Genomic DNA, 16,747 nt, shown 5'->3' on the forward strand with positions numbered 1-16,747 from the left:
CTCCTCGCGCAGCCGCCGCAACTCCTGTTCCTGACCGTTCGAGGCCGGCTCAGTAACGGCTTCGCCGGCCGCCTTGCGCCGCGCCTCACGCTGCCAGCGGGACAGCATGCTCCGGTTGATCCCGAGCCGCCGGGCCGCCTCCGTGCAGCCATAGCCCTGGCTCTCGACCATCGCAATCGCGTTGGCCTTGAACTCCCGGCTGTATCGCGCTCGTCTCTGCTTGCTCACATTCACCTCCAGTTACCCATCTAGTGTGGCTTAACTGGGGTGTCCGCTGTCATTGGACCACTTCAGCAGGTTGCGGACCGAAGGCACCCTAAACACCGGAGGACGAACCAGGACCAGCCACCACAAGGCAGGCGGCGGATCGAAGCCCTGGAAAACACCGGATGTTGAGTATGGGGTAGCGGGTGGCGGGCCGTCCCCGGGCCGGGAATGTCCGGGAAAAGGGAGGGCGGCAGGGCGCCGCCAACAGCGCTAGCGCGACGAGCCCAGGCTTTGTTCGATGCGGTCGGCGAGGGCGACCAGCCGCGCCGAACTGCCGGCAGAGTCGCCACCGGCCTTCTGCTGCTGCTGGCATTCCAGCAGCTCGTGCGCCAGATTCAGCGCCACCATCACCGCGATCCGCTCGGCGCCGACCACGCGCCCGCCATCACGCAGTTCGCGCATGCGTTCGTCGATCAGCGACGCCGAGGCAAACAGGTCGGCGCGTTCCTCCGGTGGGCAGGCGATCTGGTACTCCTTGCCCATGATGGAGACGCGGACGGGTTCGGACTGGCTCATTCGCTGTGCTCCATCGAGCGCAGGCGCGCGATCATGTTCTCGACCCGGTGGCGTGCCTGCTCGTTGCGTTCCTTGAAGGCCGCGCGCTCGCCCTTGAGCTGGCGCACCTGCTCCTGCAGGAGGTGGTTCTCCTCGCGCAGGGCCGCGTGCTCCTCCAGCAGGCGCGTGATCGCGGCCTCCAGGCGTTCGGTCGGGTCGATCGCGGAATCGTCGTTCGGCTGCATGGCCTCGGTCCCGGTTGGCAGGCGGCCTTCGCCGCGGGTCGGATGATCCATGGAGTCTAGGAGGGCTTCGCGCGAAGCGTCAACTTGGCTCATCTTCTTGCTGGAACACATTCACTTTTTGGGGATCGCACACTTGTGGCACCGGGGTTTGTTGCGGCCCGGTGCCCGCGCTGGCCACAATACGGCGAATCCCGTTCCCAGAAAGTGTTGCTGCCCATGACCCAGCCCCCCGAACCCGGCCCCGAGGCCACCGTGATCGAGGGTACAGCCCATAACGGAAAGCCGTGCCGGATCGTCGACAACACGGGGACCGTGCCGCACGCGGAGCTGGAGCAGCTGCTGAACGCCTTGATCGAAGAGAAACGCTTCGGTCTCAATATGCTGTCCTCCACCGGTTCCAGCGCGATCAAGCTGGGCGAGCCGCAGTTTACGCACCTGCAGGTGGGTGACGATCTCTACCGCTTCCTGCTGTTTCCCTACGAAGCGCGTCTGGAGAGCTTCTGATGGCCAGTACCCCGCACAGCGGCAATGCCAAGTCGCAGGACGGCCTGGAACGCGATCCCGAGGCCCTGCGCGAGCAGCTGGAGCATGGCCTGCGCAGCATGGGCTATGCCCAGACGCCGGCCTCGGCCCACGGGTTGTTCACCGGGTGCCTGGTGGCGGACCCGGGCGCCGACGTCGACGCCCTGGAGCGCAGCCTGGGCGAGGCGTTGCCTCTGACCGAGGGCGCCGGGGAGAACTTCGGCAAGACCGTGGAGGCCATCCGCCGCGCGCTGCTGGCCCAGTTGTATGACGTGGAACTGGGCTTTGGCCCGCTGCTGCCGGAGGACGACGCCATCGAGGCGCAGACCCAGGCCTTGTCGGAATGGGTGGACGGCTTCATCGCCGGGCTCGGGCAGACACCGCGCCTTGGCAAGCTCAAGCCCTCGGCCGAGGCCAGCGAGATCCTGCGCGACTTCGCCGAGATCGCGCGCATCGAACTGGAGCCGGAGGACGACGAGGAGAACGCCGCCGCCTTCGAGGAGCTGAATGAATACGTGCGCGTGGGCGTGCTGCTGATCGCCGACGAGCTGGCCCCGGACGACCCGAAACGGATCCCGATGCAATGACGCGAACGCGACAAGCCCCCCGGCCGGGCCGGATGCCCGAGATCCCCCAGGGCGAATTTGCCCGGCGCCGCCAGCGGCTGCTGCGGGCGATCGGCCCGGACTCGATCATCGTCGTCCCCGCCGCCCACGAGCGCACCCGCAACCGCGATGTCGAGTATCCCTTCCGCCAGGACAGCGACTTCCTCTACCTGACCGGCTTCCCCGAGCCGGACGCGGTGGCGGTGCTGGTGCCGGGCCGCCCGGCTGGCGAATACATCCTGTTCTGCCGTGACCGCGACCCGACCCAGGAGACCTGGCAGGGACGCCGGGCCGGGCCGGACGGCGCGATGGAATCCTATGGGGCCGAGTGTGCCTTCCCGATCGAGGATATCGACGAGATCCTGCCGGGGCTGATGGAGAACCGCGCGGTGCTGGCCGCGCCGTTCGGACGCGACGAGCCCCTGGACCAGCGTCTGTTCGGCTGGGTCAACCAGGTCCGGGCCAAGGCCCGCAACGGCGTGCGCGCGCCGCACGAGTTCGTTGCCGTGGAGCACCACCTGCACGAGCAGCGGCTGTTCAAGAAGGCACCGGAGCTGAAGCTCATGCGCCACGCCGCGGCCATCTCTACCCAGGCGCATGTGCGCGCGATGCAGGCCTGCCGTCCGGGCCTGACGGAGTTCGCGGTGGAGGCGGAGCTGCTGCACGAGTTCCACCGCTATGGCACCGAGACCGCGTACCCGTCCATCGTCGGTGGCGGCGAGAACGGCTGCATCCTGCATTACATCGAGAACCGCGCCGAGCTGAATGACGGCGACCTGCTCCTGATCGACGCCGGCTGCGAGGTGCAGGGCTACGCGTCCGACATTACCCGTACCTTCCCGGTGTCCGGTCGCTTCGGCGAGCGCCAGCGGGAGGTCTACGAGTGCGTGCTGGCCGCGCAGCTCGCCGCGATCGAGCAGGTGCGCCCCGGCAACGACTGGGACACTCCGCACGCCACCGCCGTACGCGAACTGACCCGCGGGCTCAAGGAGCTGGGCGTGCTCAAGGGCCGGCTGGACAAGCTGATCCGCGACCAGGCCTACCGTCCGTTCTATATGCACCGCACCGGCCACTGGCTGGGGCTGGACGTGCACGACGTCGGCGACTATCGCGTCGGCGACGCCTGGCGCCAGCTGGAACCGGGCATGGTGATGACCGTGGAGCCCGGTCTCTACTTCGGGCCCTACAGCGAGGCACCGAAGGAGCTGCGCGGCATCGGCGTCCGCATCGAGGACGACGTGGCCGTCACCCGCGACGGCCACGAGGTCCTGACCGCCCATTGCCCCAAGACCGTCGCCGACATCGAGGCCTGCATGGCCGGCGACCTCCCGGGCTGGGGCTGACCATGTCCACGCGCCGCACCGTCCATTTCAATGGCAGACCGGGAATCAGCCCCGGCGCGATTCGCCTGCGAGCAGGCTCCTACAGGGGTTCACGAGCCCCCGTAGGAGCCTGCTCGCAGGCGAACGGGCACCCGATAATCCCCCTCCGCCCGCAACCAACCGTAGCGCGCGTCGCGTCCCGCGAAACGCCCCGCCCAAAACGGAGCCACGCGCCCCGTGATGCGATCCGCTCCGCTCATCCGCATCCTGCGCAGCGGTATGTTCCCAACCGTCTATCAAGCGCCTGCATGTTTTTGGGCTGGCACGGCCACGGCTACAAATGGACGGGACTCCACCACTCCCGTCATCGCGAGGCGCGCAGCGCCGCGGCGATTGCCCTCCGTTGCCACCGGAACCAACCAGCGACACGGGGCGCGCACCGCGTGCCGCGATTCGCTGCGCTCCTCCGTACCCTTCGCCTGCAAGCAGGCTCCTACAGGGGGTGGGGCGCACGAGCCCCCGTAGGAGCCTGCTTGCAGGCGAAAACGGCGTCGGGTCTGCCCGCGAGGGATGGGGCATGACACCGAACACCTGCGATATCGCCATCGTCGGTGGCGGGCCGGTGGGCGGTCTCGCTGCCTGCACCCTGGCGCGGGCGGGCTATGCGGTCACGCTGTTCGAGCGCGGGGCACCACCCGCGCCGGATGCACACGCCAACGACACCCGTGGCTATGCCCTGGCGGCCGGCTCCGTGCAGTTCCTCGACGATCTCGGCTACTGGGCGCCGCTGGCCGAACGGGCGACCGCAATCCGTTCCATCGTCGTCAGCCGTCGCGGGGGCCTGGGGCGCGTCCACCTGAACGCGGCCGATCAGGGCCGCCACGCCCTCGGCCAGGTGGTGCCGGCCGTCGCGCTGGAACCGATGCTGGATGCGGCCTGCCGCGACGCCGGCGTGGATGTGCGCTACCAGTCCACGCTGGCGGGCGTGGGGGACGTGACGGATGGGCGCCGCGTGCTGCGCATCGACGGCGTCGAAGGCGAGGAGGTCTGGGCCGCCCGCCTGATCCTGGCCGCCGACGGCATCCAGTCCCCCACGCGCAAGGCACTGGGTCTGCCGGTAAACCGCCTGCGTTACGCGGCGGATGCCCTGGTCTTTGACGTGCAGCCGGCGCGGCCACACAACGGCCAGGCCTTCGAACGCTTCACCGACGAGGGCCCGCTGGCCCTGCTGCCGCAGGCGGACGGGCGTATGAACGTGGTCTGGGTGGCCCCGCCGGAAGCCTGCGAACGCCGCCTGGAGCTGGACGAGGCCGAGCGCCTGCGCGAGCTGCAGGCCCGGTTCGGCTGGACCCTGGGCCGCCTGCGGCCGGCGGGCCGGGTGGTGCGTTTTCCGCTGGAGCGGGTGCATGCCCCCGAGCCGGTCGCGGAACGCGCGCTGTTGCTGGGCAATGCCGCGCACGCGGTGCATCCAGTGGCGGGGCAGGGACTGAACCTGTCCCTGCGCGATGTCGCGACACTGCTGGGCGCACTGCGTGACGGGCGCGAGCCGGACGGCACCCCGCGTTTCGTGACCGACCCCGGCGCGGCGGCCACGCTCGAAGCCTATGCGCGGGCCCGCCGTCGCGACGTGAGCGGCGTGGTCGCCACCACCGACTTTCTTGCCCGCGGCATGCTGCACGCGGCCGGCCTGCGCGGGCATGCGCTGGGCAGTGGCATGATGGCCGTGGACCGACTGCGCCCGGCGCGCGACCGGCTGGCCCGCGCCGCGATGGGGTTGGGCCCGCTGCCGCGCCATACCGCCCGCCACCTCGCGCGGTCGGATGCTGGAGGTGGGGCATGAGCGCGGCGGGTTCCCGCGACGTGCTCGACCTGCTGGTGGTGGGCGCCGGGTCGGTTGGTGGCGCTATCGCGCTGGGTGCGGCCCGCCAGGGCCTGCGCGTCGGGCTGCTGGAGCGCGCGGCCGCGCCCACCTTCGGCGACGCGACCCCGGTGACGCGCGTCGCCACGCTCAACATCGCCTCCATGGACTTCCTCGCCTCGCTGGGTGTGCAGGGCGCCCTTCAAGCGCGTCGGGCCCATGCCTTCTCCGGCATGGCCGTATGGGATGGCCATGGCCCCGGGCATATCCGCTTCGACGCCGACGAGCTGGGCGTACCGGCGCTGGGCTGGACCGTGGAGCACGCCGCCCTGGAGGCCGTGCTGTGGACCGAGCTGGAGGCCGCCGGCGTGGCCTTGTGGCCCGAGACCGAGTGGAAGAGCGTGGATGCCCGCCCGGACCGGGTGGATCTTTACGGCGCGGAGCACGCGCCACTGGCCTCCGCACGGCTGGTGGTGGCGGCCGATGGCGCGCAATCGCCCCTGCGCTCCCGCATGGGCATTCCGGTGCGCGAACAGGACTATCACGCCCGCGGCGTGGTCGCGACCGTGACCACGGAGCGGGCGCACGAGGACACCGCCTGGCAGCGCTTCGTCGACGACCAGATCATCGCCTTCCTGCCGCTGGCGGACGGTCGCAGCTCCATCGTCTGGTCGCAGCCCGAACACAAGGCGGACGAGACGCTGGCGCTGGACGATGCAGGTTTTTGCGAGGCATTGGGCGAGGCGATCGACCACCGCCTGGGGGCGATCACCGCCACATCCAGACGCGCCAGCTTCCCGCTGGTGGCCCGCCACGCCCGTGACTACCACGCGGGTCGCGTCGCTCTGGCGGGCGATGCCGCGCACACCATCCACCCGCTGGCCGGCCAGGGCCTGAACCTCGGGCTGGCCGACGCCCGCGCCCTGGTCGAGCGCCTGCACGGCCCCGCCCGCCGCGACCCGGGCGCCGAGACCGTCCTGCGCGCCTACACCCGCGACCGCCGCGCCGAGAACGCCTTCATGCAACGTGCCATGGACGGCTTCCGCCTGATCTTTGGCGCCCACGCCGCCGGCCTCCCGGAACTGCGCGGCCTCGGCATTCGCCTGGTCGACCAGGCCACCCCCCTCAAACGCCGCCTTGCCCTGCGCGCCTTTGGCCTCGATTAGCTGCAAGCACGCAGCTATCCAACCGCCGTATCTCCTGCGTCCGTTTTCGCCCCGTGGGAGCCGCCTTGGCGGCGAAGCTCCTGCCAAAGGTCGGCGCGGGCAGGAGCTTCGCCTGCAAGCAGGCTCCCACTGGTGCCGCCGGCCATGGCCGCGTAGGGGCTGCCTCGGCAGCGAAGCACCCGCCAAAGCCCGGAAGCCCCTACGGCATCACCCGCACGCCGGATACGCCGCGCGCCACAAACCGCATCGTGCCCGTATCGCTCCGTCCCAACCGCACGCTCAACCGCCGCACCCGAACCCGCACCGTCATCCCGGCCGTCGCGAAGCGAAGAGCCGGGATGTCCGGTTGAACCCCCGCGCTTCAACCAGCCACCAGCCCCCTGTAGGAGCCGCCTCGGCGGCGAAGCCCCCGCCAAAGCGGGAAAGCCACCAAACCGATCTAACCGGCCGCTACCTCCGCTTCGCCACCTGTCGGCTTTTTGCAACACTCTTCGCCGAAGGCGGCCCGAATCCCCGTTCGTTGCAAAAATGCAACGCGCCCCGATCCCTCGGCGGACGGACCCCAAAACCGAAAAACCGCCCAATCGGCACAACGCGCAGGAAAATAAGAAAAACATGATCGAGGTCTCGCCTTCAGCGGGATTCGGTGCATAAGCCGAACATTATGATCCCGTCATTTCAGCACGTTGCGATCCATTTCCGAGATTCCTGCAGACTGTGCGCCCAAGTGGTTGATCTGCCAAAAAGCGCCGTGCGCCACAGATCCCGCCCCACTGTGGCAATTTTTTCTCGCCGAGGGGTTGAAACGAGACACCGTGGTGTATATAAAACACCTGTCATTCGCGGCATCGACCGTGGATGCAGGCGTAGAAACGAACACATACCTCTCCTGGGAGATACGCAACATGAAAAAACAGATTCTCGCAGTCGCCGTTGCCGGCGCCTTCGCAGTCCCGGCCTTCGCCGCCGCCGACACCAACGTCACCCTGTTCGGCCAGCTGCAGACGCAAATCGTCCACCACAGCGCCTCCGGCGATGGCGGTGCCTTCAACAGCGGCATCCGCATGCATGACGCCGGTGGCCTCGGCGCCCCGGGCGATGGCGCTGGCCCGAGCCGTATCGGCGTGATGGTCAACCATGACCTCGGTAACGGCATGACCGCGCTGCTGAAGATGGAATCCAACGCGAGCACCCAAAACGTCTTCGCCGCGACGCGCGACGCGTACGTCGGTCTGGACGGCAACTTCGGTCGTGTCGTGATCGGTCGTACCCAGGGCTCCTACAGCACTGCCGGCAAGGACCCGCTGAACGCTACGTTCATGCAGGCCCGTACTAATATGCAGGCCCGTACTAATAACGCCCGTCTGGGTGGCCTGAACGGCTACGGGAACGGTTCCTACCTGGCACGTGGTATCCGCTACAGCAACGATTTCGGCATGGTTCGCCTGGACCTGTCCGTTGGTGTCGACAACAAGCCGGCCTTTGGCCCGGAAAGCACCTCCCATGGCTTCAGCGGTCGCCTGAACTTCGATGTGGGCCCGGTTGACCTGTACGTGGCCCACTCGGACTTCGGTGACAACACCACCGCCGGTGCGGCTGACACGGCCCGTACCACCAAGCTGGGTGCTGACTGGCGTTCCGGCCCGTTCCGTATCGTCGGTGAAATCGAAGACTTCAAGTTCGGTGAAACCACGTACATGGAAGGTAACAACTTCTTCGTGTCCGGTACCTACACCATGGGCCGCAACGACTTCGTCCTGAACCTGGGTCATCAGCGTCTGGACAGCCAGCAGGGCGTAAGCATGCCGGACTCCGACTACGCCGCGATCGCCGTGAAGCACAACTTCAGCAACCGCGTGATGGCCTTTGCCGGTGTTGGTTATGCCAGCACCGATAACATCGGCTTCAATGGCAGTGACCTGTCGTTCACCGGCGTTGGTGGCGGCATGCGGGTGTCCTTCTAAGGGCAACCACTGCTACCAAGCGGTATAAAAACTAGTTAGTAGGTTGTTTTGCGGGGCCCCCAGGGGCCCCGTTTTTTATGCGTGACCGGGCCCCATTGGGGCCTTTTTGCGTTTGGGGGGTGGCGTTCGGCGCCGGGTACAGTCGAAGCGTAGGGGGGTGCCTGATCCGGACGGTTTACCGGACGGGATCGACGCGGATTTCGAGGGTGAGGGTGTCGCGGTCGCGGGTGGTGCGGCGGGAGGCGAGGCCACGTTGCTCTGTGGCGCTCTCGCTGTGGACGCCGCCGAGGGTGTGCCAGGTGCCCGGCTCCAGCGTGAGTTGCGTGTCGATGGCGTCGCGGTCCACGGCGCCGCGGAGGAGGGGGCGTTCGTGGAGCTGGGAGATGGCGATGCGAATGCGGCCGTCGGGCTGGACCTGGGGGCGCGCGCGGAAGCCACGGGCGGTGTCCTGCAGCAGAGGTTCAACGCCGACGCCGGCGCGGCCGTGGAGGATGCGGAAGCCGGCGGTGCGGGTCTCGCCGATCAGGATGATGGCCTCGGTGCCTTCGCGCAGGCGCAGGTGCTGGGTCTGGTCGTCGCGCCGCGTGGTGCGCAGGCGCTGGGTGGTGATGCGCCCTTCGGTGCCTTCCGGGCCGCTCTCGAACTCGATACCGCTGCCGCGTTCGGTTCGCGGGGCGTCGCTGTGGCGGCGCACGGAGAGGATGAGGTCCTGGGTCGGGGCGTCAAGTTCGGCGACGACCTCGCGGATCTGCTGGAGGGTGCGGGCGTCGGCGCGTACGAGAAGGCGGAAGCCGTCGCCGCGCAGGGTGGCGGTTTCGCCGAACAGGGCCTGGAGCTCGGGCAGCAGGCTGTGGGCCGGGCGGTTTTGCAGCGGCAGGACGGCGACCTCCGCGTGGGTGTCGCGTGCGCTGGTGAGGCCGGGCAGCAGGGTGCCAGCCGCCAGCGCGAGGGCGGCCCGGAGTATGAGGCGGCGGTCGTTCATGAGGTGCGGGTCAGACGAGGAGGCGGCGGAGTTCGACGGCTTCATCGCTGAGGCTCCAGTTGGCCTCGAAGTCCTGGACGGCGCGCTGGGTGCCGGGGCGGTCCTCGACGTCGCCGCGCAGGATGCGCCGGCCGCCGGCCTGAGTGAGTTGCATCCAGCCGCTGTGGTCGCCAATCACGGTCACGGTCAGCGGGCTTTCCTCGGCGGCCTCCAGGCGGCGTACCGAGACGGCGCTGGGCAGGCGCTTGATGCTCTCCACCAGGCTGGGGAGCTGTTCCTTGAGCGCCAGGTCATCGTCGACCAGCAGGCGGATGTCGGTATGCCGGTGGCGCCGCGCGATGCCGGCGAGCTCGGCGCCGAGGTCGGGGCCGGCGATCTCCGCCAGCAGGGCGACGCGGGCATGCAGCCAGAGGCGCCGCCGGGTGGCGGCCAGGAGTTCGGCCAGCAGGGCCTCGGCGTCGATCAGGGTCGGGTCGCGTTCGGGGGCGGTCATCGGTGTCTCGCTTGGGTCCACGGTCCTTCTCTCAGCATAGGGGAGTGGGGGTGGGTTCGCATCTTTGGGCGGTGTCGTGTGCCCCGAAGGAGTAAGGGGAGCGTTTCGGCCGTTATTCGGAGGTATGGGTACGGTGGCAGACGCGGATCAGCAGGATTTGTGGCATCCGGGCAGACCTGGCATCCGGGATGACGACGGACTCGGCACACCGCAAGCCCCCCGTAGGAGCCTGCTTGCAGGCGAAGCCCCTGCCCGCGTCTGACTTTGGCTGGGGCTTCGCCTGCAAGCAGGCTCCTACGGGGGGTGGGCACCATCGGGGTTCTGGCCTCGCAGGATGCCGATGAGCGTAGCGAATCGCATCATGGGCGTGGTGTGCACCTGGCCGCGGAGAGCGGTTTGTTTCGCGCGCTTCAACGCACCCTGCGGTTATGGATATAACGGATGCGCGGCCAGGCCTTCGTTTGGGCGGCTCCAGGGTTGGTGGGGTCGTGGGGTCGGGGTGTGGATGCGGTGGAGCATGCGGCGGTGGGGGATGCCGGCGTCCTCGAAGGTGTCACTTATGATGAAGAAGTCGTGGCGGGCGTAGAAGCCGAGGCGGGTATTCTGGGCGTTCAGCCAGACCTCCTGCCAGCCGTGACGGGCGGCGGCCTGGATGGCGCAGTCGAGCAGGCGGGAGCCGATGCCGTGCCCGCGCCAGGATTCGCGCACGGCCATGCGGCCGATCTGGCCGGAGGGCAGCATGCGCAGGGTGCCGACCGGTTCCTCCCCTGGCCCGGTCGCCAGCCAGTGCAGGGCGGCCGCGTCCAGGCCGTCGAATTCGAGCGCCTCGGGCACTCCCTGTTCCTCGACGAAGACCTCGCAGCGGATGCGGGCCAGTGCGTCGGCGTCGGCAGGCCAGGTGGCCTCCCGAAAAGTGATGGGATGCTGCATGGGTATCCTCCTCCGGCCGCCGTTGGAAGGAGCCACGCCCACGCGGGCGGGCAAACCGGGTGGTGCTGGCTCCTGGCCCCGGACGGAAGAGTCTAGTCCAGGTTCGGGGAATCTTCCTGTGAAGGGTTTCGCGGAACGGGGGCTGTACCACGTCGGGTATGTCTGGCGGGAAGGCGCATGATTGCGGGTGCCGCGTGGCAATCAAAAAGACGGCCCGGTGGCGGGGCAAAGCGCTCGCCGCGGCGCGTTGCGCCTCGCGATGACGGGCACGGCATGGGCGCGGTGGCCGGGGCCGGGCGATTGCCGCGGCGCCTTGCGCTGATGGGCAGGGCATGGGCGCGGTGCCCGAGGCCGGGCGATTGCCGCGGCGCCTTGCGCTGATGGGCAGGGCATGGGCGCGGTGCCCGAGGCCGGGCGATTGCCGCGGCGCTTTGCGCCTCGCAATGACGGGCAAGGCATGGGTCCCGTGCTAGAGACCCGGCGATTGCCGCGGCGCTTCGCGCTTCGCAATGACAGATCGTGGCTGCCCGGCGTCAGCGCTGGCCGATGAGGGTGTCGCGGAAGCGGCGCGACAGGGGGGCTTCCGGGTGCAGCCAGATGCCGAAGTAGGCCTCGGCGAAGTCGTGGCCGGGGACCTCGACCAGCGGCGTGCCATTTTGCAGGAGGCGGGTGCCGTGACCCGGACGATATTCCAGGGCGTAGCGGTCGCCGGCCTCCATGTCGCGGTAGGCGGCGTTGAAGGTGTTGAGGCGGTCGGCCAGCGCCGCCAGGGTCTCGGCGTCCTGCTGGTCTTCGAGCAGGCTGTTGCCGCTTTTGCGGAAGTCGTCGGCGCTGATCGCGCGCAGGTATTCGAGTTCCAGGCGCTTGGGTACGGCGGCCGTGAGTACGTCCTCCGGTGCGACGTCTTCGGGCGCGTAAAGTGCGCCGACGTAGACGCGGAAGATGGTGTAGCGGTAGAGCCGGCCCGCGCGCAGCGGGACGATCGTATCGTCGATGGTGACCGAGTCGGCGAAGCGCACGCCGTCGATCTCGGTGGCGGCCGTGGCCGGGGCGGCGATGAACAGGGCGAGCATCAGCGTGGCCGCGAGCGAGGCCGCGAAACGGGCGGGGCGGTTACGGGGTTTCATGGGGCGGTGCCTCCGGGGTGGACGAGGGTGGTCGCGCGTTCGCGCGCGTGGATCCGTTCGCGCAGGGCGTGCTGGGTGTCGGCGTCGATCGGGAAGCGCCAGATCAGGATCATCGCCGCGAGCTTGAACAGCACCGGCAGCCCGGCGTAGGCCAGGGCCAGGACGAGCAGGGCGGTGGGGCCGTTGTCGCCGTCGGCCGAGAAGCCGGCCAGGCCCAGCAGCGGGAAGCTGAGGCCGACGGCGAGCGCCAGCGCCAGCTTGGTCGCCATGCCCCACAGCCCGAAGAACAGCCCGGCGCGCTCGCCGCCGCCGTCGGCGGTGTCCTGGTCGATCACGTCGGCCTGCATCGCGGCCGGCAACGCCAGATCGACCCCGAGGCTGAGCCCGGTGAGAACGGTGATGGCGTAGAACGCCAGTACGTCGCCGGAGCCGAGGAACGGCACCCAGATGAAGAAGCAGGAGGCCAGCAACATCGAGAGGGTCCAGACCCGGTGCTTGGGCAGGTGGCGCGCCAGGCGCAGCCAAATCGGCAGGGCGAGGATGCCGGTGGCGAAGTAGACCAGCAGCAGCGGCCCGGCATGGCCAGGCGCCTCCAGCACGTGGGTGATGAACAGCAGGAACAGGGTGGCCGGGATGGCATTGGCCGTACCGTTCAGGATCCACGCCAGGATCAGGCGCCGGAAGGGGCGGTTGGCCAGCAGCAGGGTCCAGCCGGCGCGCCAGGGCACGGGGGCGAGACGGCCGGGGCGTTCCGGCACGCGCCACAGCAGAATCAGGAAGGCGACGGGCATCAGCACCCACAGCAGCACCGCCAGGGTGGCCAGGGCCGCGCCGGCATCGTCCTGCAGGTCGAGGAGCGCCGGCAGCGCGGCGGCCGTAACGGTACCCAGCACGACGAATCCCTCGCGCGCGGCGGTGATGCGCGAGCGCTCGTGGTAGTCACCGGACAGTTCCGCGCCCCAGGCGGCATAGGGCAGCGACACCAGGGTCCAGCCGAGGTAGACCAGGCTGCTGAACAGGAGCAGGTAGCCGGCGCCGGCCTCGGCCGGCGGGCGGAACAGGAACGGCGCGGCCACCAGCAGCAGCGGCACGCCGGCCAGCATCACCGCGCGCCGGCGCCAAGCCCCGGGAATGCGATCCGACAGGTGGCCGACCAGCGGGTCGGTGACCACATCCAGCAGGCGAGCCAGCAGCAGGAGCAGGCCCACCAAGGTGACGCCCAGGCCGGTGTGCTCGGCGTAGTGCGTGGGGAGGAAGACGTACAGCGGCAGGCCGAGCACGGCCAGGGGCATCCCCAGACCACCGTAGGCGAACAGCCGCGGCCAGCGCAGGGTGCTCACCTCATCGCGTCGCGGAGGCGCCGCCCGACGGGCCGGCTTCGACGGGGCTTTGAAGAACCGCCTGCATCAGGTTCACGCGGGCGGTTTCGAAGCCGACCTCGCAGTACGCCAGGTAGTAGCGCCACATGCGCAGGAAGGACTGCGAATAGCCCAGCGCCTCGATCACCGGCTCCGCCTGGCGCACCTCCTGGTGCCAGTGGCGCAGGGTGCGCGCGTAGTCCTTGCCGAAGAAGGCCTGGTCCTCCACCGCAAGCCCGGCGCGTTCGGCCTCCGCGTTGAAGCGCGGGACCGAAGGCAGCATGCCGCCGGGGAAGATGTAGAGCTGGATGAAGTCGGCATTGCGGCGGTAGTGCTCGAAGGCGTGCTCGGCGATGGTGATGATCTGCAGCGCGGCGCGCCCGCCCGGGCGCAGGCAGCGACGCACCTGGTCGAAGAAGGTGGGCCACCACTGTTCGCCGACGGCCTCGAACATCTCGATGGAGACCACGTGGTCAAAGGTGCCATCGAGGTCGCGGTAGTCCTGCAGGCGCAGTTCCACGCGGTCGCTCAGGCCGGCGCGCTCGATCCGCTCGCGGGCGTAGTCGAGCTGCTCCTGCGACAGGGTGACGCCGGTGACGTGGTAGCCGCGCTGGGCCGCCATCTCGGCAAAACCGCCCCAGCCGCAGCCGATCTCCAGGATGTGCGCGCCGGGCTCGGCATTCAGCTGATCCAGCAGGCGGGCGTATTTCTGCGTCTGCGCCTGTTCCAGGGCCTCGTCACCACGGGTGAACAGGGCTGACGAATAGCTCATCGTGCGGTCCAGCCACAGGTCGTAGAAGTCGTTGCCAAGGTCGTAGTGGAAGCGGATGTTGGTGCGGCTGCCACGGCGGCTGTTGCGGTGCATCCAGTGACGCAGGCGGTCGATACCGCGCTGCCAGGCGGGGCGGTCCGCCATGGTCGCCAGGGCCTGTTCGTTGTCGGTGGCGAAGCGCAGCAGGGCCTGCAGGTCCGGGGTGATCCAGTCGCCGCTGATGAAGCCCTCGGCAAAGCCGATGTCGCCGTGGCGCAGCAGGCGAAGGATCGCGCGCCAGGGGCGGCGGAACTGCCAGACAGCCTCGACGCCGGCCTTGCGACCGCGCAGGGCGATGCGGTGGCCGGACGGGCCGATCAGGGTGACCTGCCCGGTGTCGATGTCCTTCAGCGCGCGGGCGATCAGGCGCAGCGCCCAGTCGGTTCGGAGCGTGCCTTCCTGCGGGGTGTCGAGTTGGTCGAGGGCCATTAGTCGATCTCCTGTGCGGGGGGTGCGGGCCGCGGGTGATAGCGCCCGCCGCGCCACCAGATCTTCAGCGCCTGCCAGTGAATCAGGGGCAGGACCTTGAGGGTCATCCAGGGTTTTTTCAGGAAGGCGCCCAGCAGGGTGCGGTCGCTGAACGGGCGCAGGCGGCCGTGCTGCGTGGCCACCAGCATCAGATCCTGGTCCTGGTATTCGTTGATCGCGATCCGCAGGGATGCCCCGACCTCGGCACGCGGCGGCGTCAGGGTGAAGGCGTAGCGCGCGCGCATGTCGATGAACGGCGACACGTGGAAGGCCTTGTGCTTCTCCTGGCGAATCGGGACGGTCATCGGCGCGCCATCTTCGTGCAGCAGGTAGTGGTGGTGCTCGCCGAAGGTGTTGCGTACCTCCAGCAGGATCGCGCGCAAGTCGCCGTCGGCATGCCAGGCGTACCAGATGCTGAGCGGGTTGAAGGCATGGCCGAGGACGCGTGGCATGGTCAGCAGGCGGATGGTGCCGCCGGCGAGGTCGATGGCGTGCTCGGCCAGGCGGGCCTCGATCCAGGGCCGCCAGGGGCGGCCGTCGCGCGGGCCGTGGTCGCGGGTGCGCAGGCTGAACAGGTTGAAGCGATCCAGCGAGAACAGGCGGCAACGCCGCGTGGTCTCCGCCAGGCGGTCGATGTCGAACAGGGCGCCGGTTACCGGGTAGCGAAAGCGGTACTGCTGCGGGAAGAACCGCTGGTGCATCACCGTGCCGTGGACCAGGGCAGCGTCCATCAGGCGTTCCGCGAATGCGCGGCCGGCGCGCCGACCGGGGTCGGGCCGCCGCCGTGGACGGTGGACTCCGGGACACGGCCAGGATGGACGGGTGCATCGGGTGCCTGCGCCGGGTGCGACCAGGGCGGTTCGATGCCCATCGACTGCCCGATACGGACGGCCGAGCGCAGGCCGTCCTCGTGGAACCCGTAACCCATCCAGGCGCCGGCGAAGTACAGACCGTCCTCGCCCTGGGTCGCCGCGAGGCGCTGGCGAGCGCTTTCCGCCGCGCGGTCCATCACCGGGTGTTCCCAGTGCTGTTCGCCGAGGACGAGACTGGGGTGTGGGTCGCGCCAGGGGTTCAGGCTGATGATGTAGTCCTGGCGACGCTCCAGGCGATGCAGGCGATTCATCCAGTAGGACACCGAGACCCGGTCCTGTGCCTGCGTCGTGCGTCCCGAAAGGTAGTTCCAGGAGGACCACACGCGGCGCGAGCGCGGCATCAGCGCCGGATCGGTATGCAGCACCGCGTGGTTGGCCTGGAAACGACAGGCGGAGAGCAGTCGGTCGCGGGCCGGGGCGACTCCGTTCAGCAGCTTGCGCGCGGTGTTGGCGTGACAGGCGAAGACCACCGCATCGAAGCCGTTCGACTGGGCATCCGTCAGCACCCGCCACTGGCCGGCCTCGGGAATTACCGCGCGTACGGGCTCGTGGACCACGCTGCGCGGTTCCAGGCGGTTTGCCAGGCGGCCGACGTATTCGCGGCTGCCGCCGACGACCGTGCGCCACTGCGGACGGTCGCGCAGGTCCAGCAGACCGTGGTTGTGGAAGAACTGCAGGAAGCTGGCGGCCGGGAACTCGCGGATCTCCTCCGGCGGGCAGGACCAGATCGCCGCGGCCATCGGCAGCAGGTAGTCCTCGGTGAAGCCGCGGCCCAGGCGGTGTCGATCCAGGAAGGCGCTGAGTGTGCCCTCCGGGCTCTCGCGGCGCTCGAACAGGCTCTTGCCCAGGCGGTTGAAGCGCAGGATGTCGCGGGCCATGCGCAGGAAGCGCGGGCGCACCAGGTTGCGGCGCTGGGCGAACAGGGTGTTGAGGTCCGACCCGGCGTATTCCACCCCGTCGGGCTGGCGCGAATAGCCGAACGACATGTCCGTGTCCTGGGTGGAGACGTCCAGTTCGTCGAACAGGCGGGTGAGCAGGGGGTAGTTGCGTTCGTTGTAGACCACGAAGCCGGTGTCGATGGCGGTGTGACCCTGGGGGTCCGGGACGTCCACCGTATGCGCATGGCCGCCGAGTTCGGGTTCCGCTTCGAACAGCTGTACCTGGTGACGGGTCTGCAGGATCCAGGCGGCGGAGAGGCCGGCGATGCCTCCACCGATGACGGCGATACGCGAGCGATGCATGGTGGTGACTCTCCGGGCCCG

At 69.2% G+C, this 16,747-nt stretch carries 17 protein-coding genes; 6 read left to right on the forward strand and 11 right to left on the reverse strand.

The window, feature by feature from the left end; translation table 11 throughout:
• The 3 genes from F572_RS0100505 to F572_RS0100515 form a co-directional block, all read right to left on the reverse strand.
• A partial coding sequence (locus F572_RS0100505) for a transposase (protein ID WP_026181382.1) occupies window positions 1–228 on the reverse strand: 228 nt, incomplete at its 3' end.
• Window positions 229–477: 249 nt separating this feature from the next.
• Window positions 478–783 (reverse strand): cell division protein ZapA, encoded by a 306-nt coding sequence (locus tag F572_RS0100510; protein WP_017941479.1) that lies wholly within the window; start codon window positions 781–783, stop codon window positions 478–480.
• Window positions 780–1,007, reverse strand: coding sequence for a cell division protein ZapB (locus tag F572_RS0100515; protein WP_024326430.1), 228 nt, complete (start codon window positions 1,005–1,007; stop codon window positions 780–782). The genes F572_RS0100510 and F572_RS0100515 overlap by 4 nt, the downstream gene beginning before the upstream one ends.
• A 216-nt stretch (window positions 1,008–1,223) precedes the next feature.
• On the opposite strand from F572_RS0100515, the gene F572_RS0100520 reads away from it, so the two are divergent.
• From F572_RS0100520 to F572_RS0100545, 6 genes are all read left to right on the forward strand, one after another.
• Window positions 1,224–1,511, forward strand: coding sequence for a hypothetical protein (locus F572_RS0100520; RefSeq protein ID WP_017941481.1), 288 nt, complete (start codon window positions 1,224–1,226; stop codon window positions 1,509–1,511).
• Window positions 1,511–2,116 carry a UPF0149 family protein gene (locus tag F572_RS0100525; protein WP_017941482.1) on the forward strand — a complete coding sequence of 202 codons (606 nt, stop codon included), beginning with the start codon at window positions 1,511–1,513 and terminating at the stop codon, window positions 2,114–2,116. Before F572_RS0100520 ends, F572_RS0100525 begins: the two co-directional genes overlap by 1 nt.
• Window positions 2,117–2,148: 32 nt before the next feature.
• Window positions 2,149–3,477 (forward strand): Xaa-Pro aminopeptidase, encoded by a 1,329-nt coding sequence (pepP, locus tag F572_RS0100530; RefSeq protein WP_017941483.1) that lies wholly within the window; start codon window positions 2,149–2,151, stop codon window positions 3,475–3,477.
• A gap of 556 nt (window positions 3,478–4,033) precedes the next feature.
• Window positions 4,034–5,296, forward strand: coding sequence for an FAD-dependent monooxygenase (locus F572_RS0100535; protein WP_017941484.1), 1,263 nt, complete (start codon window positions 4,034–4,036; stop codon window positions 5,294–5,296).
• Window positions 5,293–6,480 carry an FAD-dependent monooxygenase gene (locus F572_RS0100540; protein ID WP_017941485.1) on the forward strand — a complete coding sequence of 396 codons (1,188 nt, stop codon included), beginning with the start codon at window positions 5,293–5,295 and terminating at the stop codon, window positions 6,478–6,480. Before F572_RS0100535 ends, F572_RS0100540 begins: the two co-directional genes overlap by 4 nt.
• Window positions 6,481–7,385: 905 nt before the next feature.
• The gene (locus tag F572_RS0100545; protein ID WP_018158280.1) at window positions 7,386–8,444 is read left to right on the forward strand and encodes a porin; all 1,059 of its coding nucleotides are present in this window, start codon (window positions 7,386–7,388) and stop codon (window positions 8,442–8,444) included.
• Window positions 8,445–8,619: 175 nt separating this feature from the next.
• Here the strand turns inward: F572_RS0100545 and F572_RS0100550 are convergent, their stop codons facing one another.
• The 8 genes from F572_RS0100550 to F572_RS0100585 all read right to left on the reverse strand — a co-directional run bounded on the left by F572_RS0100550 (window position 8,620) and on the right by F572_RS0100585 (window position 16,726).
• Window positions 8,620–9,471, reverse strand: coding sequence for a hypothetical protein (locus F572_RS0100550; RefSeq protein WP_017941487.1), 852 nt, complete (start codon window positions 9,469–9,471; stop codon window positions 8,620–8,622).
• Window positions 9,437–9,919 carry a hypothetical protein gene (locus tag F572_RS0100555; RefSeq protein WP_017941488.1) on the reverse strand — a complete coding sequence of 161 codons (483 nt, stop codon included), beginning with the start codon at window positions 9,917–9,919 and terminating at the stop codon, window positions 9,437–9,439. Before F572_RS0100555 ends, F572_RS0100550 begins: the two co-directional genes overlap by 35 nt.
• Before the next feature lie 426 nt (window positions 9,920–10,345).
• Window positions 10,346–10,849 (reverse strand): GNAT family N-acetyltransferase, encoded by a 504-nt coding sequence (locus tag F572_RS0100560; RefSeq protein ID WP_017941489.1) that lies wholly within the window; start codon window positions 10,847–10,849, stop codon window positions 10,346–10,348.
• 533 nt (window positions 10,850–11,382) lie between these two features.
• Window positions 11,383–11,976, reverse strand: a complete 594-nt coding sequence (locus F572_RS0100565; protein ID WP_017941490.1) for a chalcone isomerase family protein — start codon at window positions 11,974–11,976, stop codon at window positions 11,383–11,385.
• Window positions 11,973–13,316 (reverse strand): MFS transporter, encoded by a 1,344-nt coding sequence (locus tag F572_RS0100570; RefSeq protein WP_017941491.1) that lies wholly within the window; start codon window positions 13,314–13,316, stop codon window positions 11,973–11,975. The genes F572_RS0100565 and F572_RS0100570 overlap by 4 nt, the downstream gene beginning before the upstream one ends.
• A gap of 1 nt (window position 13,317) precedes the next feature.
• Complete coding sequence (locus F572_RS0100575) at window positions 13,318–14,574, reverse strand: cyclopropane-fatty-acyl-phospholipid synthase family protein (RefSeq protein WP_017941492.1); 1,257 nt, start codon at window positions 14,572–14,574, stop codon at window positions 13,318–13,320.
• Entirely contained in the window at window positions 14,574–15,344 is a 771-nt protein-coding gene (locus F572_RS0100580) for a DUF1365 domain-containing protein (RefSeq protein ID WP_017941493.1), read from the reverse strand. The genes F572_RS0100575 and F572_RS0100580 overlap by 1 nt, the downstream gene beginning before the upstream one ends.
• Window positions 15,344–16,726 carry an NAD(P)/FAD-dependent oxidoreductase gene (locus F572_RS0100585; protein WP_017941494.1) on the reverse strand — a complete coding sequence of 461 codons (1,383 nt, stop codon included), beginning with the start codon at window positions 16,724–16,726 and terminating at the stop codon, window positions 15,344–15,346. Before F572_RS0100585 ends, F572_RS0100580 begins: the two co-directional genes overlap by 1 nt.
• Window positions 16,727–16,747 lie beyond the last annotated feature (21 nt).

It is taken from the genome of Thioalkalivibrio sp. ALE14 (genome assembly GCF_000376845.1).
Taxonomy (GTDB): Bacteria; Pseudomonadota; Gammaproteobacteria; order Ectothiorhodospirales; family Ectothiorhodospiraceae; genus Thioalkalivibrio.

Coding starts and splice junctions, on each gene's coding strand:
- F572_RS0100510 (WP_017941479.1), bottom strand. CDS start 783: ATGAGCCAGTCCGAACCCGTCCGCGTCTCCATCATGGGCAAGGAGTAC.
- F572_RS0100515 (WP_024326430.1), bottom strand. CDS start 1,007: ATGCAGCCGAACGACGATTCCGCGATCGACCCGACCGAACGCCTGGAG.
- F572_RS0100520 (WP_017941481.1), top strand. CDS start 1,224: ATGACCCAGCCCCCCGAACCCGGCCCCGAGGCCACCGTGATCGAGGGT.
- F572_RS0100525 (WP_017941482.1), top strand. CDS start 1,511: ATGGCCAGTACCCCGCACAGCGGCAATGCCAAGTCGCAGGACGGCCTG.
- pepP (WP_017941483.1), top strand. CDS start 2,149: ATGCCCGAGATCCCCCAGGGCGAATTTGCCCGGCGCCGCCAGCGGCTG.
- F572_RS0100535 (WP_017941484.1), top strand. CDS start 4,034: ATGACACCGAACACCTGCGATATCGCCATCGTCGGTGGCGGGCCGGTG.
- F572_RS0100540 (WP_017941485.1), top strand. CDS start 5,293: ATGAGCGCGGCGGGTTCCCGCGACGTGCTCGACCTGCTGGTGGTGGGC.
- F572_RS0100545 (WP_018158280.1), top strand. CDS start 7,386: ATGAAAAAACAGATTCTCGCAGTCGCCGTTGCCGGCGCCTTCGCAGTC.
- F572_RS0100550 (WP_017941487.1), bottom strand. CDS start 9,471: ATGAAGCCGTCGAACTCCGCCGCCTCCTCGTCTGACCCGCACCTCATG.
- F572_RS0100555 (WP_017941488.1), bottom strand. CDS start 9,919: ATGACCGCCCCCGAACGCGACCCGACCCTGATCGACGCCGAGGCCCTG.
- F572_RS0100560 (WP_017941489.1), bottom strand. CDS start 10,849: ATGCAGCATCCCATCACTTTTCGGGAGGCCACCTGGCCTGCCGACGCC.
- F572_RS0100565 (WP_017941490.1), bottom strand. CDS start 11,976: ATGAAACCCCGTAACCGCCCCGCCCGTTTCGCGGCCTCGCTCGCGGCC.
- F572_RS0100575 (WP_017941492.1), bottom strand. CDS start 14,574: ATGGCCCTCGACCAACTCGACACCCCGCAGGAAGGCACGCTCCGAACC.
- F572_RS0100580 (WP_017941493.1), bottom strand. CDS start 15,344: ATGGACGCTGCCCTGGTCCACGGCACGGTGATGCACCAGCGGTTCTTC.
- F572_RS0100585 (WP_017941494.1), bottom strand. CDS start 16,726: ATGCATCGCTCGCGTATCGCCGTCATCGGTGGAGGCATCGCCGGCCTC.